Source organism: Paenibacillus sp. WC2504 (assembly GCF_052682475.1).
Genome location: NZ_JBQZFH010000001.1, coordinates 1,964,200 through 1,986,731, shown reverse-complemented (window position 1 = coordinate 1,986,731; position 22,532 = coordinate 1,964,200). Strand labels below are relative to the sequence as shown.

Genomic DNA, 22,532 nt, shown 5'->3' with positions numbered 1-22,532 from the left:
ACACCCCTCCGCCAAAATGATTTCGGAGGGGATGTTAACCATGCCATTAATTAGAAAGGTTTAGGGCTTGCAGCATGCGGCTTAGCATCACAGCACTTTCCGCACGTGTACCGGTACTTTGCGGAGCAAAGGCATTGCCATCCCTGCCGTTAATAATGTGCAGCGTGGAAGCTGTGTTACTTGCCTCCTTAGCCCACTCGGCGATATTTGCTTCATCAGTGAACGCAGCTGAGTTATTTGGTTGTGGCTTTGCGTTGTAGCCTGCGAAGCGTAGTGATCTCTCAATCATAACCGCCATTTCTTGGCGGGTTATTGGCGCATCCGGATGGAAGGTATGGTCTTCATAGCCGCCAACGAGTCCATATTCTGCTGCAAGGCTAACCGACGCCGCAAACCAATCGGAAGCTTTGACATCCTTGAAGCTTGCCGTTGTGGCTTTTGATGAAGTTAAGCCAAACGATCTCACCAGCAAAGCAGCAAATTCCGCGCGAGTTACTTGGCGATCAGGTGCGAAACTTGAGGCCCCAACACCTTGGACAATCCATTTGGTCGCCATGCCTTCAACCGTTTGTTTGGACCAATGATGTTCTAAATCACCGAATGTCACCGGGTTCGCGATAAGTAGATACGTGCTGTTCGTACGGCTGAAAATAACAACTTCATTGCCTTGGATCATAAATGGAACCGGATTATATACCATATTACCATTGGCATCTTTCTCTTCTCGTACGGCGGCCAAAGCTTTGGTATCCGTTCCGGCATCCAGCTTGATGGATCTAGTTATGAACGATTTGAAACTGGATACGTCTACGCTCTTTCCTTCTCCTGCTCCTACTCCTGCTGTAAGGGTAAAGTCAACGGCTTTCTTGACAGCTTTCCCGTCTGCCATTGCTTCTGCAGCCGCTTTTTCATTCAACTTGATTTGAATGGTGAAGTTCAACTTATCTTGCGAAACCCCCAGCTTATCTGCCCAAGCTTGCAAATCTACAGCTGACAGATTCAGCTCATAGGAACCAAGCTCGCTTTCAATATTGACTGTGTGATTGCTTGCTGCTAGCAACTTTTGAACGGCAGATGGTAACAGGATGGCAACAGCTTGATCCTTCTTCCCACTTAGAGGCACGGTTACGATCACTTTATCGTTCGTTGCCGATTGCTGGATGGCTGATTGCATCATCACATCAGTCACTGTATACACAGGCTCCTTAATTCCCGTACCATTGTTTGTGCCACTACCTGCTCCTGAGTCTGTTCCAGAACCTGATCCTGATCCTGATCCTGGGTCTGGATCTGTTCCTGGATTCGTTCCTGGATCTGTCCCTGGATCTGTCCCTGGATTCGTTCCTGGATCTGTTCCTGGATCTGTCCCTGGATCTGTACTTCCAGAAGATACGTTCAACGTGATTGGTTGTGTATATAAGTCATACTTATTTCCGTCGTTCATCGTATAGGTGTATCGTAAAAGTCCGTGCGCAATCCCCGATTTCTTGGCAGTAATCTCCTTGCCATTCACATCCAGTACCTTTTGTCCATCAAGTAAGATAAAGTCCGGTACAATAGTCTTCGTATCGCCTTTATACGATGTCACTTGAGCTTGAAGGAGAATATTTTCATCTTTGTTGAGTGTAAACTCTGTTTTCTCTGGTTGAATTACTGCCGCCATATCTGCCGCCCAGTTGGCATAATCGGTCGTTAACCCCCATGCACCATTTAAGAAAAATTGATTAAACGCCGTTCGATCATTCAGTGTCCAAGGAGAAATCAAGATACCGCGATGTTTAGCAGCTTCCATAAAACTTTGCGAAATACCGGTGTATCCATTATTAAAAGTAGCATTCAATGGCTGAATCGAACTAAGTACCGTTCTCAGCATTCCCTTAACATTACTGCCTCCAGACAAGCTGGATAAGAGACCTGAAGGCATCGTCGGCATCAAGCTATTCGTGCGCGCAATCTGAGCGGCAACGAAGGACATGTTGTCGATGTCGGCTTCGGCATTTTTGGCATTAACCAATTGGACGAAAGCGTCAATGGCCGCTGGTGTCGATGTCTTGATTTCGTTCATGATCATTTTCCCACGTTGTTGAACAAGATCAATTTGTTCCTCCAACGTCGGAATTTTCACATCCGGATAGCCCGTCGGATGAGACTTATTGGCATTGAGCGCCTTAATTTCAGCCAATGTGTAATTCTCGATATTTCCCGTGCCATTCGTCGTACCCGACAGTTCCCCATCATGATGAATGACAAGATAACCATCTTTGGAAATATACACGTCATTTTCGATAAAATCCGCCCCATTATCGAGTGCTAACCGATTACTTTCAAGCGTATTTTCCGGCGCAGCCGAAGGTAATCCCCGATGACCGATAATGTATGGCTTACGGATTAACGTTTTATTTTGGTTGTACACACCCAGTGCGGTGAAAGCAGCAGATGGTGTATCCGTTACGATACCGTTCACTCCGGCCGTAATCAAAGTATGCATGGACAGATTTTTTCCGGCAGCTGCCGCTTCATCTTTTGCCCAGACCATGACCGTTCTCATTTGCAAATAGTCTGTATTCTCTTTCGTTATCGCCTTTTGCGGAAGCACAGCAATATGTGCCAGGTCAGCATTGGTTGTCTGGCGGATTTTCATCAATTGTTCTTGGCTAAAATTTGACATGCCGCTGAAATCTACAATTCCGCGAATAATCGGATAGGCTAATCTCGCTTTTTTAACCAAATCACCGTTGTCCGACATCACGAATACATCTTCGATCCGATTATCTTTCAAATAAGTGATCAGTTTATCGACGGTTAATTCATCCTTGAGATAAAATGCCGGCATCGTCTTCGTCCCGAAGGAATCCAAGATGGCTGCTACATCTCCAATGACTGTTTCTCCTGTTGGGTTGGTTACTTTAAGTTCGTTGTTCACGTGTAAAATAGCCGTAGCTGGTGTTGCTGTTGCTGTTGCCGCATCCGCCCATTTCGTCAAATCTGCCGCCTGAGTAACCTCCGTTACAATCGTAGAAGCCATCGCAATTTTAGTATCAGGCTCTGTTACACTGGCATAGCGATCGGTTGCCGTTGGCGGCAGGGCATCTTGCTGTAGCGTTACCCGAATGTTATCAACCTTCATTTTGCTGCCGTTAGCTTGTAAGCCAATTCGACCTTTCATATACGAACCTGCATTATCTGTATCTACAACAACCTTGTCGTTAATCATTTCCATTACGCGATTGTTGAATGCTTTTACCGTATAGTGGTACATCTTGCTCGGATCTATAGCTTCCGTAAAAGCACCTGTATCCATAACATTCCAGGCATTAGCTGCGGTTCTTTCAGCAAACTCTACGCCATTTGCCGCTGTAGCGTCTTTTCTGACCGCCATTTGATAATACGGATAATCATTATTTTGAATGCGATACATGATGGAATGCCATCTGGCCGTATCGTTCGCTTGCAAATGCGTGACATCCGCTTCAATTTTATAATTGCCAAATGTCCCTAGATAGTCTGGCAAAAGTACTCGCGAAGGATTGTCCGGCGATGCCGCCGCATCCATTTCAAATCTTCCGGCTTTAACAACGGCTTTACTGGCTGTCGTCCCTTCTTTGCGAGTCCAACCTGCAGGAAGTGTTCCTTCCGTTAGCTGATCAAAATTTTCTTCATAGAGGACATATTCCCTATCCGTTGCTTCTTTCGCTACGACTAGCATTGAAATGGAAACACCGTCTTTTTGGGCAGTTAAGGAGTATACACCTTTTTGAAGAACGTTCAGGCTGCCGCTATTCACCACAACAGAAGGGCTGTTGGACGTCCAGGTCAAATCATTTCCTGTCACGGTACCTGAAGTAAAATCAGTAAAATCTGCTTTAAACGTAATTGAAGTTAAATCTACCGGCTGATTCACTGTGGCCAAAAAATAATTGGTATCATGCTTGAGGGAGCTGACTTTCGCTGGCACCATGCTAGGTGTTACGGTTACTTCTTGCACGTATTCCGCATTCTCATAAATGACACTAACTTCCGCTTTCCCCGCTTTCACCGGGTACAGTACATTGTTCGAGACTTTGATGATTGACTCATCAGAAGAGTAATATTTTAATGGCTTATTTAAAATGGATTCCGTAATACCGTCCGAATAGTACACGCTGCCGGTAACACTTATCGGTCCAGTCAAGGCTTCGATTGAGCCAGGTACAACGAGGTTAAGACGTTCTGCTGTAATTCGCGTCACCTTCAAGTTGTCGAATGACACCTTGCTTTGATCCGCTTGCAGCCCTACCTTGCCTTTCTCCATCACTACCGTTGTTGGCAGGGTGGTGTCCGTTACCAGGGTATAACCTGGATCTGACTTGGCTTTCATGTATTCTTTGACATTGTTATCAAAAACGCGAACCTTCATCGAATAATCGGCATTCAAGGTTAATGCTCTCCAAGTACCGGAGATTGGTGTCGGTGAATACCAGTTGCCGTCCGCTTTACGATAGGCGAATTCATAGGTACCATTTTGACGGATGGCCATTTGATTGTAAGGCACTTTTCCCGAAGAAGGCACCCGGAACATCAATGAAGCCCATCTTGCCGAATCCAGCACCGATTCAAATCGGATATCCGCTTCAACCGTATAGTTGTCCCATTGGACTGGCGCCACAATTCGAGCTTGTTTACCCGAGGCTTTCCCATCAAAAGTGACTCTGCCATTGCCATAAGTATCCTGCACGACCGTAAAAGAAGGGCTTCCAGCGTTCACATCACTAATCCATCCATAAGGAATGGTTCCGGTTGGAATCGTATCAAAATTTTCCTCAAGCAACACCGGATTCACCGTATCTGTTACAGGATTGCTATCGATCAGGTTAATCACACCAAAGCCGGAGGTATCATTCCAGAACGAACTTGACTGATAGGCACTCCAGTAGCTGTTTCTTTGCTGTGTCGCATCCACCCCATAACGGTCCGTTACCCCAATTTCCAAACCCAACTTCTTGGTGAGATTAGGATCCATCTTCAAAATATCCCATGGTATAGCGGTCTCTAAGGACCACCCCGTCGCCGTCTTCTGCATGGCTCTCAGAATCTTATTTGCATCTTTACTGCTTTGGCCGTTTGTTGCAGCTCCGAAATGAAACTCTGGTGATGTAGAATCCGCTTGATACACAAATCCAAGCTGCATATCATCTGCCACATAAGGGGCCGATTGGTGCATCGTAGGATCCAGAAAGAAATTAATATTATCCTGGTCAAACCAATTGCCTGATCCTGCCGCAGACAGACTATCATCATCCGCTTTGACTCCTATGTACAGGTACTTATTGTCCCAGAGCATGCCGAATTTACTATCTTTAAACGTACCACTGCCTGTTTGTTTGGTTAAGCTTTGGTTAATTGACCATAGTGATTCATCCAATTTCCCATCAATAACCGGAGCATTAACCGTCTTCCTCACATTTAATGTATTTCTAACGTCATCTGCTGCATGAGCCTGCTGCTCAGGCAAGAGACCATGCGGTACGAAACTGGCAACTAGTGCAGCTACAATAAGACGATTAAAAACTCTTTTATATCGTTTCATAGAATCAATCCTCTCTTCTGATAGGTACGGCATAAATTCCTGTTTAACCTAGCATTTCCCCTTACATCTCTACTCCTTTCTGTTTTTTGAGAACACAAAAAACCCTTCAAGCACACAAATGACACAGCTAGTTTTCACTAGCCAATCAATTGTTGCCTAAAGGGTTTTCTCCTGGTCTCCTACCCCTGCCTATTCAATTCGGTTGTCCTATAAACAATACTAGCGAGTGATTGTTTATTAGGTGTTATCTATGCAATAAGAAATTGTAAAGTGCAACAGGCCCGATAAGACCGCTTGGTTCTTGCTGCGCGAAGGCCGACAAATAGTCGCGTTGATCCTTCACAAGTGTATTCGTCACTTCAATGACAAGCTTGTTGTTGCCCTGCTGGATCAGTCCATGAATCTCCAACCGGTAGGGAGGACAGATACAGACGCCCGCAGGCTCACCGTTCAACCATACTTCTGCCGTTTCATAAACCTCACCCAAATCTAACAAAACGCTGTTCGTCGATTCACGCCATTCAAACTCCATTTCATAGCGAAAAGTTCCCGAAAAACGCGGTAAATAATCCGGCCCGCTCATGTTCGTTAACGCCGTTAGTTTTCCCCACTCCGTAAAATGAGGGTAGTGTTCAGCATCAGCGGTTGAGATCGTCCATTCGCCTTGCAGCTCAATTTCCGATGAAACCGCGTAGCGCGGTGATGCTGTATAACCTTCGAGTTCGGCGCCGTTAAGCAAGATGATGGACTCGTATGGAGAAAGATTCAGCTGAACCATCTTTGACCCGTTCTCCTCTATAACATTCACATCCATCAACCGATTGGAGAAAGCATCATAGGCGAATACATCATCTTGGACGGATAATGTAATTTTCGTCTGAATGGATTGATTAGGATGTTCATTAAAGAACATAAAAACATCCAAATTCTCGTGTTTATAATGATAATTACGAAGATAGGGCTGGTACTGATCAACTTTAATCTCATAATGGCCATCTGCGATAAGGTCTTGCGCCAGCCTGTCTAAGGAAGTAAGCTTCACTTTCGGATGAGCGGCAAGCCGAGACAGTTCGTCAGAAACATCACTGCCTTCACTCGATCGTAGCGGTAAACCATCGATAAAGCGAATCATGAGTCCCTGATCGGCAACCTGGACCAACCGCCTAATCATTGCCCCCGGAAGTGCTTCCGCATAGGGCACAATTAGACACTCGAAATCCTCAAGATTGACATGCAGCTTCCCGTCTTTTACGCTTGCCATTTCCAAAAGAGCATCTACTGGAATCACATCACAGTCAATCTGGTGCTGCATCAATTGTTTTACCGGCTTTTGAAAATACATCGCTTCCCCGGACCATTCGGCTTCAGCGTGATACACGACGGCAGCAGATGCCACATGCCGGCCATCTGATATCAGATGAGAGATGCGATTCATATATTGATTCAAATACTTATAGTAGCGGAACTGCGGATTTTTCCCATTCGCATACAGATGCGGCGGACAATCCGGATCCGGAAAAGCTTTTTGCGTAAACGCATGGGGGACAAAGTAGTTCACTCCGCGCACGAGCATATGGTCTGTGATCCACTTCATCAGCTTCAAGCCTTCCGCCCAGCCGTATGCGCCGTATACCTCACACATCGTCCTCCCCTGCTTTTTGGGATCGATGTGTCCAAGCGACACGCCAAGCTTGGCAAGACCATAGTGAAAAAACTCACCATCTGCGATCCCCGTAGCACTGCGGAAAGTCAGCTCATCGAAACCGGGAACAATCTGCCAGAGTACCACATCAATTCCGGACATGTCTTGCCCCCAGAGTGATCGGAAGAAGTGTCCGGTGCCGGGGCCAAGCCTGGCATGAACGTTGTTGTCCTCAAGTACGTGTCCAATATAAGCTACCCCACGGGCCCTGCACCATTCCCCGATTTGGTTGCAGAAATTCTCCGCATATAACGTACTGACAATGTTCATATAGGCATATCGCACCCTGCTTGATTGTTCTCCAGACTCATGCCAGAGGAGATGCAGGTGCTTGCGGTAGTCCTCACCTAACGCCTGCTCAAGTAAAGCCGGCATTTCACTGCTCCAAGGGAGGACAACCCCTTGTTTTCCAGGCTTCGACTGAAAGTCGAAGGTCATTTTATCATTGTAAAATCCTGGTTCATCCGAAAAGAATCCTGCAAGTGTCTTGCCAAAGTCATCCTTGTAGTGCTCATACACAGCCTCATATACCGTATCAAGCAAAATTCGAACAGAATCCCGAACGAGAGGATTCAAATAATCTTCCTGGAGCTGGCTGCCGCCATCCTTGTTTTCTGAAACAATAAAGACACGCCAATAGCCTTCGGGGATATCCCAATAGAGGATGCCGTCTTGCACGAGATCCGTAATATCGATGCAGTCATTTGTTAATGTTCCGTTTGTTGGGTGGCGACGGACTGCGACAACGGAAATCAGCTTGTTTTTCCCACTCGCATAGTTAAGTTCAGAAAAAGTTGGGCGGAGCCCGCTCATCAGCAAGGTATCCAACAGGAAAGATGAACCCTTAGCAGGTCCGATGGTATCGATGAAACGTTCGCCTAAAAACTTGCGATGAAGCTCCTCAGGAGCCTCCTTCACTCTGCCTGCTGCATGTCCCGTCGGAAAATGATCATCATCGAGTATCCATACCTTCATGTTGAGCTTACGGGCTTCATCCATAATGACGTCCATATCCTTCCACCACTGTGGACCGAGAAAATCGGGATGAGGACGGGCCTCGACACACACAGCGCCAATTCCTGCTTCATGAACACGAGCTATTTCCTCCCTGATCACGTGCTCTTCCTCCCCATGCTGCCATAGAAAAGGAAGGATGTAATTATGTTCTTGACCCTCTAGCACTTCCTTAAGACGATTGCTCATCGTTGCCTCCTGTGTAAATAAAATACCCGCCCGTCTTTCGATCGACTTCGGGCGGGTTATCTTGGTAATGATTATTTCTTCACCTTCGAATACCACTCTCTAGCACGTTTCGTAACTTCTTCGCCACCCGTTTTGTTCCATTTCTCTACAAACTCATCGAATTTGCTGAGCGGGTATTGCCCAAGGATAATTTTGGTCGCATATTCGATGAACAGCGTACGATTGTTAATGTCCGGGAAGCCGTCATATATACTGGCTGGTATACCGTCGCCGGCAATGGTTTTCGCATACTTTTGTGCCTCTTGCATGTTTCTGTTAGTCTGATCAACAGCCCACATTCGATCTTCGGACGCTGTACTTTTGTTTAGTTCTGTCATAAAGTCTAGTGTGGACAGTTTGGAATATGGATCAAGGATGAGGTTCTCCTGTGTACTCTTGTCATCCGGAAGTCTGACAGCTTTACCATCCTTCATCGTATAGTGCATGCCTTCTACACCAAGGAATAAAGCGTTCCAATTTTTCTTGTCGTACATATTGTTAAGCAGCTTCAACGTAGCCATTAGCTTCTTCTGATCCTTCGAGTTCTTAACAACCCACTGCGGCTCTAGAAATCTCTTCCACGTATAGAAACCTTTGTAGCCTGGAACTTCCGGTATTGGGAGGACAGCAAAGTCAGGTTTTACGCCTGTATTTTTATAGGTATTTTCCATGTACAAATAGCTTGTTTCTGCCCAGTGGAAGAAGTTCCCCGCTCTTCCGTCATTTACTTTTCCGTCCCACTTCGCCTTGTCGTTGAGGAGCGACTCTTTATCCAGCAGCCCGTCTTTATACAGCTTAGCAGCAAATTCCAGAGCGGCTTTCATGTTCGGTGTGACTGCGGCATAACTCAGCTTGCCGTCGTATAGATCCCACTGGGGATATCCTTCGAACATAGCCACTCCATACATAGCGAATAAATGATCCATCCAGCGCGCTTCCTGACGGCCACCTGTTGGAAGCTCGTCCTTCAGTCCGTTGCCGTTGGGATCTTTGTCCCGGAACGCTTCTAGTACTTTTACGTACTCATCTTGCGTTTTCGGCATCTGTAAGCCCAATTTATCAAGCCAATCCTTGCGAATCATTCCTGCGTATCTACCGTAGTCAACTACACCGGGGATAAAATAAATTTTTCCTTGGCCGGTAGGGTCGTTAGCTTTGACAATATCCCAAATGTCCTTCGGGATAGCTTCCCAAAGATTCGGCGCATATTTGGGCAGCAGATCCGTCAGATCGGCGATCGCTCCATTTTTAGCCAAACTATTTTCAATGCCCTCTTTCGGCAAAAATAAGTCTGGTATTTCCCCGGCAGCAATTTTCAGGTTCAACTGGTTCAAGTAGTTCGTGCCACCGTTCCACTCTACATAGGGATGAATGACGCCTACACCAAGCTTTTCTTTATATAATTCATATAGTTTGCTTCCTTTGGTAATCGGTTTGTAGCCGATATTGGTCCCCCATACTTCAATATCAACAACTTCACTTCCATTCGCATCCTGAACCTTCGCGGAAGGTGCTGAACTTTCGGAGGTGCCATTTTTTGTGCTGCAAGCAGTTACCGCCGTTATCGCAAGGAGACATGCCGCAGAAACCAACCCTAGCTTTTTTAAACTCATGTGTGAATCCCCCTCTTAATTAAAAAATAATTGAATTCATATGTTCAAGGCAGATGCCAAAAAACCAGAAATGTCTGATTACCCTTTTACAGAGCCGATCATAGCTCCTTTAACAAAGTATTTCTGAAGGAAAGGATACACCATCACAATTGGAATGATAGCGAAGATGACCGTCACTGCTCTCAAAGTTCGCTCGTTATAATTCAAGCCAGCCGTAGAAGCCGCCCCCACCATAATTACGTTATCATCTGTAATGAACTGCCGAATCTTAATCTGCAGCGGGAACCAGTTCGGATCTTGCAAGAAAAAGAGCGGATGCTGGAACTGGTTCCACAGTACAACACCGTAAAAGAGCGCGAGTGTCGCCAGTACGGCTTTGGACAGCGGAAGCACGAATTGAAAGAGCATCCGGAAGTATCCACATCCTTCGATAAATGCCGCTTCCTCCAATTCCTTCGAAAACTGCTTGAAGAAACTTCTCATGATGATCAGATTGAACGGATTCAGAATGTGCGGCACGATAAGCACCAACGGGTTATTATACAACCCTACGCCTCGAACCGTCAGGAAGTAAGGGATAATCGGTGCTTTAAAGATCATCGCAATGACCACACCAACCATGATAACAGGTCCCCAACGGAATTCCGATTTCGACAGCGGGTATGCGAGTAAAGCGGTCATCAACAAAGCAAGCCCTGTGCCTATAACCGTCGTGACGAGCGTTAGAAAAAACGATTTCCACAGGTCGGGACGGTCAATCATTTGCCCCCAGGAATCCAGTGTAAATTGCTTGGGCCAGATGGTGACCAGGTTCATATCGACGGCACTTTTCGAGCTTAACGAAGTGGAAATAACCGACAGCAGCGGTATGAGTGCCATAATAGACATCAAGATGAGAAAGGCTGTAATGGCTGATACGAATATTTTTTCCCCACGTGATTCATACATATCTACCAGAGCCCCCCATCCGAAACTTTCTTCGACAGCTTGTTAAAGATAAACACCAAAGTGAAACCGATCACGGATTGAAACAAGCCAACCGCCGTTGCAAAACTGTACTGGGCTTGCTGAATTCCTGTTCGGAACACATACGTATCGAGGATATCTCCTACGCTGTAAGTCATCGGAGTAAGCATGTTAAAAACTTGATCGAATCCCAGATCCAAGAAATTACCGATTTCAAGCAAGAACAGGACTAGCACGGTAGGCAGCAGAAGCGGAAAGGTAATATGACGGATTTGCCTAAACTTCGATGCGCCATCGATCATGGCCGATTCATAGAGCTGAGGGTCGATCGCACTGATGGCAGCCATATACACCACCGTTCCCCAACCAGCGTCTCTCCAAATGGAGGAGATCACATAAATAGGCCGGAAGTACGCGCTCTCCTGCATCGCTAACACGGGTTCATGACCAAACCATCCAAAGACAATATTGAACAATCCGCTGATTGAAAAGAAGTCAAAAATGATACCGGCCACGATCACCCATGACAAAAAGTGCGGGATGTATAACGCGGTTTGAATCCCTTTCTTCAGTGCCGATTTTCGAATTTCGTTCATCATCAGTGCCAGCAGAACAGCTACCGGAAATACTAGAACGATTTTCAATAACCCCAATATCATGGTGTTGCTGAACACCCTCACGAAATCAGGATGATGAATTAGTGTCTTAAAATGTTTAAGACCAACCCAAGGACTATCGATGAATCCTTTAAAAACCGAATAGTCTTTGAAGGCGATTACAGCGCCGGCCAACGGGATGTATTTAAAAATAACGAGAAATACAATTCCCGGAATCGCCATGACATACAACGGCCAATACACCTTCAAACGATTTAATGTGACTACATTCACTTTATTCCCCCCGTATCTTGCTGTTGATATCGCTTACATGTATAACTATACCGTCAGGGGGAACATCCCTCAATTGGGCAAATCCAAGTAAAAACAAGGTCATTTCTTAGAATATTGAAAAACCACTCCTAATCGGAGTGGTGAAATACGTTACAGAGATGGTGTATTTTTTCTATACTCCCTGGGTTTGCATCCAGCTAATTTTTCAAATAACCTGGCAAAGTGCTGCGTATCCGAGTATCCGACCATTTGGCAAATCTCATATACTTTCAGATCGGTGTTCTGCAAGAGTTCCTTTGCTTTGTTAATTCGGATCTGTGTCAAAAAATTCACATAGGTCTCCCCTGTCTTTTGCTTGAAAAACTGACTTAAGTAATAGGGGCTGATGAAAAAGCGGGCTGCCAAATCCGCAATTTTAATCGGTTCATTATAATGTTTTGTCACATATTCCTTGATTTCTGTAATAATATCTTTCTTCTTTGGAATATTATGTTCCAATTTAAACGAAATAATTCCGCGAATCACTTTCACTGCCCATTCCTCAAGGTGTTCTAACGTCCGAAACCGGGAAATACCATCTAGTGACAGAATATGCCGGCCTAAAAAGTCGTTCTGCTGCAGTTGTTGAAAGGACATATTTCGAACGCTGGATAAAAGGATGTTTAAACACTGCGACTGTAGATCGGCCGGTCTCATACTCTTTTCGACTTCCATCCTGCGAAAAATTTCTCGGATGATGTCTACACACCCCGCTTCGTCCATGTTGTCGAGTCCGGTTTCCAACTTAGCTATCAGTTCTGTAGGAACAGCGTGGCTTGGTCCTGTTAAATTCGTGATCTCTGGAAACGGAATCACAGCGTTGGTTCCCTTTATGACTTTGTAACTTAATGCATAACACGCTTCTTCGAAAGATTGACTGACTCCGACAACACGTTTCTGTATCGTACCAATGCCGATCGTCATGGACAACTTCAGATCTTGATAAACTTCCTGCTTGAGAAGAACACAGGCCCGGACTACATCTTCATTTTTTATCAATTTGTCATTGGCCAGGATGACAGCCACTTGGGCTCCCGTATAGCGAAAGCGGAAAACCCCACGATACTGTTTAAAGGCACGGTCGATGTGATCAAAAACAGGATGGAGTCCGAACTCCTTACTACCATCGACATTGCTATCAAATTCAAGAAGAACACTTCCGAAAAAGGCGCCTTCCATTGGAATCTGGGCAACCTGAAGAAGTTCTTCAACGAGTTCCAAATTGTCGTTGCCTAGATCTAGAACATCCCTCCAGGCTTTCTCCTGCTTACGACTATGAACCTCTTGCCTCAATTCGTTTACTTCTTGAACTTTTGCTTTGTCCGCCCGGATCGCTTCCATAACCTGATACACGCATTCACGAAGCTGATCTATTTCCACCGGTTTGTTGATGTAGAAGCGTACACCTAGCTGCATACCGCGCCGAGCATATTCAAAATCTGTATATCCGCTTAAAAGAATACATGGTATCAAGCTGCCTTCGTCCTTTAGCATTTTAATCATCTCGAGACCGTCTGCTTGAGGCATCCGTATATCGGTAATAACAAAATCCGGCTGCATGGTTTGAATTAGCTTGAAGCCTTCCAAGCCATTGTGAGCTGTACCAATAACCTCACATTCCGGTATATAGCGATTAACCATTCGCTTGAGACCTTCTACAATACCTTTCTCATCGTCCACCAAGATTACCTTCATACGAAATAACCTCCCTTTAACACATAATCAACCCACATGGTTCGGCATATAGATTTCAACGATTGTTCCACGCTCAATCTCAGAACGAATCGTCAAATAATACTGATCTCCATAATGGAGTTTAATGCGTTCTGCAATATTTTTAAGACCTAATCCACTGCGCTCCGATTTGACGTCCTCTTCAAGTTTGTACTTGTCCAGCCCCGCATCCTCCAACCCGGCAAGCAGTTCCTGCTGCTTCTCGATTGACATACCGCCTCCATCGTCAATGATCCGAATGACGATCTCCCCTTCTTCGGTCCAGGCGCCTTCAATCTCAATATGCATAGGCTGAATATAGTCCAGGAATCCATGATTAATACTATTCTCAACGATAGGTTGAAAGACAAGAGGGATAATCGTGCATTGCAGCATCTCATCAGGAATCCTGATTGTCAGACTGAACATATTATCAAATCTGATGTTTTGAAGTTGCAGATAATTCGCTGTATACTCCAATTCGTTCTTCACCGAGTGATGTTGACCTCCCTTGCCTAAGACAAGCCGAAACATACGAGCCAAGATCATGATCATCTCAGCGCTTTCATCATCATCTTTGGCCAATACCTTCATGCGAATGGATTCCAACGTATTGTAGAGCATATGGGGGTTAATTTGATTTTGGAGCGCCATGAATTTTGCTTGACGCTGCTTGATTTCCGCGATATACACCTCTTCAATCAAGGTTCGGATCGTTAAAATCATTTTATTGTAACTATAGACAAGACTTCCAATTTCATCGTTCGCCTGCTCTTTCTCTATGGGCAAATATTGTCCCGTTTCCGCCTGCTTCATACTTCTGCGAAGTGCTTTAATAGGCCTTGTGATCGTATAGCTTAATCCATAAGAGATAAGAGTAATAATCAAGCAGCTTAGTAGAATGACAATGACAGTTATTCCTTTGATCCGGTTAATTTTCTGCAGCAGTTTTGAACGCGGTATCTCCGTTTTGATGGACAAATCCCCTTTTGAGGTGCTTCCTGATAAAAGAATCAGATTTTCGTCTCCGGTATCCTTGATCGCATTCGTTTCACATTCGGAAACCTGATCCCAAGACAAACGCCCGCTAGCCGCATCGGAGTGGTAAACAATTTCTCCTTGTCGATTGCTAATGATGACACTCATGCCGTATTTATCACGGGCCAAGACAAAATCATGATCAAGCTGCAGCAAAGTGAAGGGGTCCAGGTCGATAAGGAGCATGCCCGCATAGGCCCCATTGGAGCTGAACAGCACCCTCCCTACGGTCACAACTGCTCCAGCACCTTTGTCCTCGTAGTAGGAACGATCGTGTAACCCTGTGATAAAAAATGGATCATCCGTATTCAGATACTTTTTATTCCACTCTTTGGCTTGGGCAAGTAATGCGTTCTCATTCACTCTGCTAGTTGTCGTCGTATATTGATACACGTTGTTATCGCGACTAACCAGCATCAAAGTGCTGATTTCCGATTTGAGCCATGTCACTCGCGTCAGCATGCGTTGAACAGCTACCTTTTGATTGATCAACTCTTCCATGGACAAGCTTTGTTCTTCGGCCAAATTGTAAATCAAACCGTTGTCGACAAGAACCGATTTGGTCACTTTATCGTATTCGTCGATAAACTGATTTAAAGTGGTCCTGATCTGTGACGTATACAATGAGGCAAACTCTTGGGATGAATCCTCAAGTCCCTTTGCCGATTGAGTAAATATGATAACGCTTACACCAATGAGAGGGATAACGCAAGCGAATAGATATCCGAACATGAGTTTGTTTTGAAATTTCATATTTCTGATCATGACAATGATTCTTCGTGTCCAACGGCTGCTCATCAAGACGAACCCATCCTTTTGTAGACTTCTTATCGACTATTGTACATGCTTTTGTTTCCGTTTACACGAAAATATACCTAAATGGTTGATTGAAGTAAAGGGGGATTTCATAGTCTTTACAGGGGCATTTCATGGATAAACCATTCGGCCGAGTCTCGCACCCGTCCAAATGGTCTTTTCTCATTGTCTCAGCAAATATTCGCAGTTAATCATTGTTACAACAGTCTTCACCTTCGTTCAAGTGTCCCGATCGCTCGATTTTCGTTTTCAAATACTTTTCATTATGTTCAGAGATATCTCCCCAAAGCTGAACACGATCCTCTACATTCAGACCCGCCTTTTTAAGCGCATCCAATTTCCTTGGATTATTAGTAATCAAGGTGACAGGTTTTGTTCGAAGCGTCTGCAAAACCTTGATTGCATCACTGTAATCACGGGAATCATCCACGAAACCAAGCTGAAGATTGGCATCCACGGTATCAAATCCATTTTCTTGAAGAATATAAGCAAGAGCCTTACTAAAGAGTCCGATGCCTCTTCCTTCATGGTTTGCTAGATAAAATAACGCTCCACTTCCATGCTCGGCAATATGTTTCATCGACTGCTTGAGCTGATATCCGCAATCACATCGCTTGCTGCCAAAAATATCTCCGGTATGACAGATAGAGTGAAAACGGATCAAGGCATGATCGGCATTTGAAAAATCCCCATGAACAAGTACACTCGATTGTTGAAGCTCGGCTAAATTAGCAGCAGATAATTTGGCAACTATACGCTCAAAATCTTCCGTCACCTCATTGCAATTCAGCCAGCAATACCATTTAAACTCAACGGTTTCCCCCTGCAAGTTAACAGGTAGTTTTATGGGGCCAACAAGATAGATAGCTCCTTTGTTTGTTTTAATCCGTTTTATCTTCTCTTGTAAAAGCGAAATCACTTTAGGGTCAAAGTTCTTTACAGTTGGCATGGATACGTCTCCTTTATATTCCGACTCGATGGTGTCGAACCACTTATACGCTGCGGATAAAATGCAAGAATCTTAGTTGCCCTATATTTTCCATTTTCGATCTAAATTATTCGGATATCGCACTGGACAGAAGGGGATATATTCATCTTGTTACCTGGAATGATTATCGAGGGCACATCCCAAAGCCTGAATCCCATTCACTTTTCAGTTGCAATAAGCATTAATGTAATCAGTACGTACAACGTGATAAAGCCGAACTTGGGAAAATCCCTTGTTCGGCTTTTATCACGTCTAGATTATCATTTCACTTCTTATTTACCATTCTGAGCCTTGTAGTTCTTTATAAACTCATCTTCAACTGCCTTCCCGCCCTGATCCATGTACTGTTGAACCAATGATTTGTACAAGCCTTCGACTTCAGCCGGTTTAGCAACAATTAGTTTTGCAAGCATTTGTGCTGAAAGATTCTTAAGCGCTGCGTTGTTTTTGGCATCGGCTGCATTCGGTATTGAATAGAAGTAGCCGGCATAATAGTCCACCATACTTACTTTCAAAGCATTTTCTGCATCCTTTTCATAACCGGGATATCCTGTAGAAATGGCTGCATCATTCTTTTTCTGATCACCAAGTTCAATCCCATTGGATAGGATGTCATAGTCCAAATTGTTAGCAACCGTCATCATCTTATCTCCGGAATTTGTCGTTCCTGTCTGTTTCGGAACGCCATTCACCATGTTGTAGTCCACGCCTTCCTGACCGTTCTGAAGGAAGAGGGTTACCTTGGGATCACTCATCCAGTTGAGGTATTGTATGGCAAGGTCAACATTTTTACTTGTTTTCGGTATGATGATATACATCCCATTCGGGCTGTACCCGTTCTTAGGATGTTTGCCCGCATCATTCTGCCATGGATCGATTGGAACCAGCTGAGCACCAGGAACATTTTTAACAAGGTTAGTATAGGTGCCGGGAGCTGTTCGGTACGGACCATCCCAGTTCGTTTGGAATGCTCCCACTTTTCCGTTGGAAATATCTGCGTCCAGCAGTTTGCCATCTTTGTCAGTTGCAAAGTTCGGGCTAATCAAACCTGCATTATACATCTTGTTGACATACCCAACCGCTTTATTAAATCCTGGCATGCTCCAGTTGGCCAACCAGATCGATTGCGGCTGTAGGGTAGCAAACTGTTCTTCCGTAAGATTAGATGGTTTAAAGGCTTCTGGTATGAAACTTAATCCGGGATTTAAAGGCTGCAGGGAATAGCCATACGGAATAACACCGCTTACATTACCGGGATTCTTCTCTTTGAAAGCAACCATAGTGTCATAGAATTGTTCCGGTGTAGTAGGAACAGGAAGCCCCAATTTATCCAACCAGTCTTTACGGATAAAAGTGTTTGAACTTGCAAGAACCGTCCTCTTGCCCGGTACAGAATACTGCTTGCCATTAAATTTCCCATACTTTAATACATCATCGCCCAGATACTTGGTAAGCGTAGGTCCATACTGCTTGAGAACGGAATCAAGCTCTGCCAAGCCACCTTGCTGTACATAATTATAAACAACACCCTGGTTGTACGTGAAGGTAATGTCAGGTGCCTGGCCAGATGCCATCAATACGTTCAATTTGTCTACTTCCTGAGCTCTAGGAACGGAAACAAATTTCACTGTGGCATTAAACTGCTTGCCGAAATTATCGTTGATATACTTCGTCCAGAAGTTATCATTCAAATCCGGCTGTCCGGGTTTACCTCTATCGAAAACTTCGACAGTTAATGTTCGATGCTCTTTTGTAGCACCTGCTGCAGCAGTTTGTGTACCAGCGCTTGCTGTAGCAGTGGCGCTTGTGCCGGTTGGCGAACTATTCGTGCAAGCGGACAATGTAGATGCAAATAGTAGGGCGGCCAAAGAAAAACCGATAGATCTTCCTGTTTTTACCTTCAAAAAACCCAACTCCCTTTTTAAATTAATCGTATATAAACTCGCGAAATAGATGAAAGATTCCATTTCACAAACCCATATCAGCCTTTAACGGCACCAATCATAATACCGGATACAAAGTATTTCTGAAGCCACGGATACACGAGAAGAATCGGAACTGTACCAAATATAATACTTGCCGCTTTCAATGCTTCGGAAGGCAGATTTACAATGAGATTCTCGCCGGACATTTGCTGCGAAAGATTAATAACGTTATACAGTTTAAGCTGTATCGTATAGAATTTCTGGTCTGTAATGTAGAAAAGAGCATCCTGAAAATAGTTCCACCGGAATACGGCATACAATAGGCTGACTGTGGCAAGTGCCGGCTTGGAAAGAGGCAGCACGATCTTAATCAAAATCTGAAGCTCGTTGCATCCGTCCAGGTGCGCAGCTTCCTCCAGACTTTCGGGCAAGCTCTGAAAGAACGATTTTAATATGATCATATAGTAAACGCTCATCATGCCCGGGAGAATCAGTGCCAATGGCGTGTCCAGAAGGCTCAGACTTTTTACATTGAGATAATCCGGTATCAACCCGCCACTAAAATACATGGTGAACACCATCAATAACAATAAAGCACTTCTGCCCTTGAGTCTTTTTTTGGTCAACGGATACGCTGCCAATATGGTAACGGTTAATGAAAAGAGAACAAATACACCTGTCAGAATCACTGTAAAGAACAGTGAGTACAACATACCTGCATCCCCAAATACCACTTTATAGGCATCTATATTAAAGTCTATGGGATAGATGGTAACAGCCTGAGATATAATCGCCTTGTTAGAGCTAAGTGATTGGGAAAGAATATAAAGAAAAGGAACCAGACATATAAAGACCGCAATTAAAATAACAGATGCTGCTGTATAGTCAATCATTCTATTCTTAAACGTATGTGACATTGTCAATGCCTCCTCACCATATTCCGTTTTCTCCTAATTTACGGGAAATAAAATTAGAAGTTACCAAGAATATTAAGCAAATAACAGACTGGAACAAGCCTACAGCTGCACCAATTGAAAAGTTCGCGGATTGAATCCCTACACGATAAACATAGGTACTGATAACGTCACCATAATCCATAACAAGGTTGTTTTGAATGTTGAATGGACGATCGAAGTTAATAGCCATGATATTACCGAGCTGCAGGATCAGAAGGATCGCAATGGTTGGTCTGATACCTGGCAGCGTAATATGCCATATCTTTCTTAATCTTCCTGCTCCGTCTGCATCTGCAGCTTCATACAACTGTTTGTCAATTCCCGTCATAGCAGCAAGATACAAAATTGTCCCCCATCCTGCATTCTGCCATACTCCGATTAAAGAATAAGTTGCCACCCATACATATTTGTTCGTGAGAAATGGTAGCGACTGCCCACCCATATGGCCAATTAAGGAGTTCAACATCCCTGTGGGAGATAGCAGCTGAGTAACAATGCCGCCAATAATAACCCAGGAAAGGAAATGCGGCAGATACAATATGGTCTGGCTTACCTTTTTGAACTTATTCCATACCAGTTCATTTAATAAAATGGCCAAAATAATCGGCGCTGGAAATCCCAATATTAAATCCAAAAAGTTCAGCATCAACGTATTTCTAACAACCTGAAAAAATTGCGGTGATGCAAAGATTTGCTTGAATGTTTCAAAATTATTCCATGGACTCTTGCTGACGCCCTGAAAAATGTTGTAATCCTTAAAAGCAATCTGTATGCCATACATGGGTGCATATTTAAATATCACGATATATGCAATAGGGACTAGCAACATAAGGTAAAGCATATAATCAAGTCTTATATAATACGATAAGCCTTTCTTTTTTTGCTGCGGTATGACAACGCTCTCCTTCTTATCCAGAGCAACACTACTGTTCATTGCCTGCATAAACGACTACCTCCATTTCACTGGTTTCTCCACTTGCTCAGAGCAGTTACTTCTTGTAATCGCTGCCGAGAGTAATGTCGTTCTTCGAGAAGGAAACAACCGATGAGGTCTTCTCGTAAAAATGCGGCGCATTCGCGAGCAAGCTGTCTCTTGAATAGAATAAGCTGTCCTTCGTTAAAGGCAGGCTTACACTCTTGCCTGTAGTAGCCGCTTCATAGATGGCGGTAATCAATTCGAGCGTTTTGCGTCCTTCCCGGCCGTCAATGAGTACCTCCAGTGATTCGCTTTCGATTGCCTTCATCACATCGTCAATTTGTCCAGCGTGCCCGGTATACGGGAGATCCTCCATGCTGTTGTACGTGTTCTCAAGCTCCTCCTCCAGCACAGTGTTCCGAATCGGAAATCCGTTTTCCTTGGAGGTGGAGGCATGAACCTTCCAAGGTGCGGAAATTCTCGCCTTTTCCCCTTGGAATATAAGCTGTTGTTCTTCTCCGTGATGCACGACAGAGCTTGTTATTTGCGCCAGGCTTCCGTTACCGTAAGAAAGAATGGCTATAGAGATATCCTCAACTTCCGCATTATCATGCGAAGTATTACTCATCACGGCTTGAATTTTGTCTGGCATCCCCATCATCCACTGCAGCATGTCAATATGATGAACGGCGTGGTTCAGCGTACAGCCGCCGCCTTCCTTTTCCCAAGTGCCTCTCCACCACAAATCGTAATAGCAGTGCCCTCTCCACCAGTGGGAATCAACCTGCGCATGCACGATTTTGCCTGCCATTCCAGTGTCGAGCGTGCGCTTCAACCGCATGATAGGATCCCTGAACCGGTTTTGCCCGATTACGGACAAAATACGCTTCGACTCTGAAGCCGCTTCCAACATGCGGTCGCATTCTTCCAAGGAAGAAGACATCGGCTTCTCTACCAATACATGCTTTCCAGCTCTCAAAAAGTCGATAGCGATTTGAGCATGCGTATACGGCGGAGTGCAAATCGAAACCAGATCGATGTCGCTGTCCAACAGTTCACGATAGTCTTGTTCGACCCTGCAATCGAGCTGAAATTTCTCTTTACTCCGGACTGCCTTTTCCTGGTAAATGTCACATAACGCAACGACCTCGCATCTTCCTTTGAACGAGTTTGCATACGCTTCCAAATGCGCATTTGCGATACCGCCGGTACCGATAACAGCTACTTTCACCATGTCTTTCGCTCCTTTGATTTATTTGAAAAATTTGGTGTGCTTCTGCTTCAAATTTTCTTTTTCAATCATGAGCAGCTCCAAATGATCTCTGATCATTTTTTCCGCTTGGTCGGGATCCTTCTCCTTGATGGCACGAACAACGCCATGATGCTGGGCCAGTATAATTTTCCAATCGGAATCGGAAGCAAGCCGTAAAATCCGAATGCGGTTGTCATGCGTTGCCATTTGTTGAATGAGTCCCCACGTACGGCCACGACCGCAGCCAATCATAATCGATTTGTGAAACTCTTCGTCGAGCTCAAACAGACGCCCATAATTTTGTTCAGATTCGCATAGTTCTTGCATCGAGATGAGATTTTGCAGGTGAAGCACCTGTTCCTTGTCAAGCAGCTCACATGCTTCTCTAACAACGGCGGATTCCAAGGTTTTTCTGACAAACCTGGATTCTTCCGCATGCTGCAAATCGATAAGCGATATGATGGAGCCCTTCTGAGGAGTCGTTTCGATTAATTCTTCCTGAGTGAGCTTCACCAATGCTTCACGAATCGGCGTTCTGCTCACTTGGAGCATTTCGACCAGTTCTTTCTCCGAGATAAACCGCCCCGGTTCGAGTCGCAGCTCCATGATGTTTTTCTTCAAGGTTTCGTAAACGAAATCCCGGATTAGTCCTCTTTTGTCTCTTGAAATGTCAATTTGAATACTCATAAGATTCCTCCAGCCCGACGAATCGCCATTCATCTTTGAAGCACTCAAAAAAAGCGCTTACAAAAATATAAGATGACTAGTTACCCTAGTATACCAGCTTGATTACAGTGAGCCGGATCGCTTTAATGAATCGGCCACCCTCTGATTCGTTCATCCAGCCAGCATACGCTGACGACGCCTTGCAATTGCATTGTTTGCTATGTTTGACCTGTGATAATACTAA

General features: G+C 44.6%; 13 protein-coding genes. All 13 read right to left on the bottom strand.

The features are described from left to right. Positions 1 to 46: 46 nt before the first annotated feature. The 13 genes from ACUN27_RS08880 to ACUN27_RS08820 all read right to left on the bottom strand — a co-directional run bounded on the left by ACUN27_RS08880 (position 47) and on the right by ACUN27_RS08820 (position 22,309). Entirely contained in the window at positions 47 to 5,566 is a 5,520-nt protein-coding gene (locus ACUN27_RS08880) for a glycerophosphodiester phosphodiesterase family protein (RefSeq protein WP_326061250.1), read from the bottom strand. Between the two features lie 244 nt (positions 5,567 to 5,810). Further along, positions 5,811 to 8,471, bottom strand: a complete 2,661-nt coding sequence (locus ACUN27_RS08875; protein WP_326061249.1) for a glycosylhydrolase-like jelly roll fold domain-containing protein — start codon at positions 8,469 to 8,471, stop codon at positions 5,811 to 5,813. Positions 8,472 to 8,542: 71 nt separating this feature from the next. Further along, positions 8,543 to 10,123: an ABC transporter substrate-binding protein gene (locus tag ACUN27_RS08870; RefSeq protein WP_326061248.1), complete on the bottom strand. Its 1,581-nt coding sequence runs from the start codon at positions 10,121 to 10,123 to the stop codon at positions 8,543 to 8,545. Positions 10,124 to 10,201: 78 nt separating this feature from the next. Then, a complete protein-coding gene (locus tag ACUN27_RS08865) occupies positions 10,202 to 11,071 on the bottom strand; it encodes a carbohydrate ABC transporter permease (protein ID WP_315951949.1) in 870 nt (289 codons plus the stop codon). A 2-nt stretch (positions 11,072 to 11,073) separates the two neighbouring features. Further along, entirely contained in the window at positions 11,074 to 11,928 is an 855-nt protein-coding gene (locus ACUN27_RS08860; protein ID WP_379174195.1) for an ABC transporter permease, read from the bottom strand. Positions 11,929 to 12,129: 201 nt separating this feature from the next. Further along, a complete protein-coding gene (locus ACUN27_RS08855; protein WP_326061247.1) occupies positions 12,130 to 13,713 on the bottom strand; it encodes a response regulator transcription factor in 1,584 nt (527 codons plus the stop codon). A gap of 27 nt (positions 13,714 to 13,740) precedes the next feature. Further along, positions 13,741 to 15,567, bottom strand: coding sequence for a sensor histidine kinase (locus tag ACUN27_RS08850; RefSeq protein ID WP_445558762.1), 1,827 nt, complete (start codon positions 15,565 to 15,567; stop codon positions 13,741 to 13,743). Positions 15,568 to 15,772: 205 nt separating this feature from the next. Beyond that, on the bottom strand, positions 15,773 to 16,534 hold the full coding sequence (locus tag ACUN27_RS08845) for a GTP cyclohydrolase II (protein ID WP_326061245.1): 762 nt from the start codon (positions 16,532 to 16,534) through the stop codon (positions 15,773 to 15,775). 311 nt (positions 16,535 to 16,845) lie between these two features. After that, positions 16,846 to 18,477 (bottom strand): extracellular solute-binding protein, encoded by a 1,632-nt coding sequence (locus ACUN27_RS08840; protein WP_326061244.1) that lies wholly within the window; start codon positions 18,475 to 18,477, stop codon positions 16,846 to 16,848. A 77-nt stretch (positions 18,478 to 18,554) separates the two neighbouring features. Then, positions 18,555 to 19,415, bottom strand: a complete 861-nt coding sequence (locus ACUN27_RS08835) for a carbohydrate ABC transporter permease (protein ID WP_315951957.1) — start codon at positions 19,413 to 19,415, stop codon at positions 18,555 to 18,557. 13 nt (positions 19,416 to 19,428) lie between these two features. Beyond that, positions 19,429 to 20,388 (bottom strand): ABC transporter permease, encoded by a 960-nt coding sequence (locus ACUN27_RS08830; protein WP_379174193.1) that lies wholly within the window; start codon positions 20,386 to 20,388, stop codon positions 19,429 to 19,431. Between the two features lie 55 nt (positions 20,389 to 20,443). Beyond that, positions 20,444 to 21,604 carry a Gfo/Idh/MocA family protein gene (locus ACUN27_RS08825; RefSeq protein ID WP_315951959.1) on the bottom strand — a complete coding sequence of 387 codons (1,161 nt, stop codon included), beginning with the start codon at positions 21,602 to 21,604 and terminating at the stop codon, positions 20,444 to 20,446. Positions 21,605 to 21,622: 18 nt separating this feature from the next. Then, positions 21,623 to 22,309, bottom strand: a complete 687-nt coding sequence (locus tag ACUN27_RS08820; RefSeq protein ID WP_326061243.1) for a GntR family transcriptional regulator — start codon at positions 22,307 to 22,309, stop codon at positions 21,623 to 21,625. Between the last annotated feature and the right edge of the window lie 223 nt (positions 22,310 to 22,532).

Excerpts from the sequence above, each read along its gene's own strand:
- ACUN27_RS08820 (WP_326061243.1), bottom strand. The coding sequence starts at position 22,309 with ATGAGTATTCAAATTGACATTTCAAGAGACAAAAGAGGACTAATCCGG.
- ACUN27_RS08850 (WP_445558762.1), bottom strand. The coding sequence starts at position 15,567 with ATGAGCAGCCGTTGGACACGAAGAATCATTGTCATGATCAGAAATATG.
- ACUN27_RS08870 (WP_326061248.1), bottom strand. The coding sequence starts at position 10,123 with ATGAGTTTAAAAAAGCTAGGGTTGGTTTCTGCGGCATGTCTCCTTGCG.
- ACUN27_RS08845 (WP_326061245.1), bottom strand. The coding sequence starts at position 16,534 with ATGCCAACTGTAAAGAACTTTGACCCTAAAGTGATTTCGCTTTTACAA.
- ACUN27_RS08880 (WP_326061250.1), bottom strand. The coding sequence starts at position 5,566 with ATGAAACGATATAAAAGAGTTTTTAATCGTCTTATTGTAGCTGCACTA.
- ACUN27_RS08860 (WP_379174195.1), bottom strand. The coding sequence starts at position 11,928 with ATGGCGATTCCGGGAATTGTATTTCTCGTTATTTTTAAATACATCCCG.
- ACUN27_RS08835 (WP_315951957.1), bottom strand. The coding sequence starts at position 19,415 with ATGTCACATACGTTTAAGAATAGAATGATTGACTATACAGCAGCATCT.
- ACUN27_RS08830 (WP_379174193.1), bottom strand. The coding sequence starts at position 20,388 with ATGAACAGTAGTGTTGCTCTGGATAAGAAGGAGAGCGTTGTCATACCG.
- ACUN27_RS08855 (WP_326061247.1), bottom strand. The coding sequence starts at position 13,713 with ATGAAGGTAATCTTGGTGGACGATGAGAAAGGTATTGTAGAAGGTCTC.
- ACUN27_RS08875 (WP_326061249.1), bottom strand. The coding sequence starts at position 8,471 with ATGAGCAATCGTCTTAAGGAAGTGCTAGAGGGTCAAGAACATAATTAC.
- ACUN27_RS08865 (WP_315951949.1), bottom strand. The coding sequence starts at position 11,071 with ATGTATGAATCACGTGGGGAAAAAATATTCGTATCAGCCATTACAGCC.
- ACUN27_RS08825 (WP_315951959.1), bottom strand. The coding sequence starts at position 21,604 with ATGGTGAAAGTAGCTGTTATCGGTACCGGCGGTATCGCAAATGCGCAT.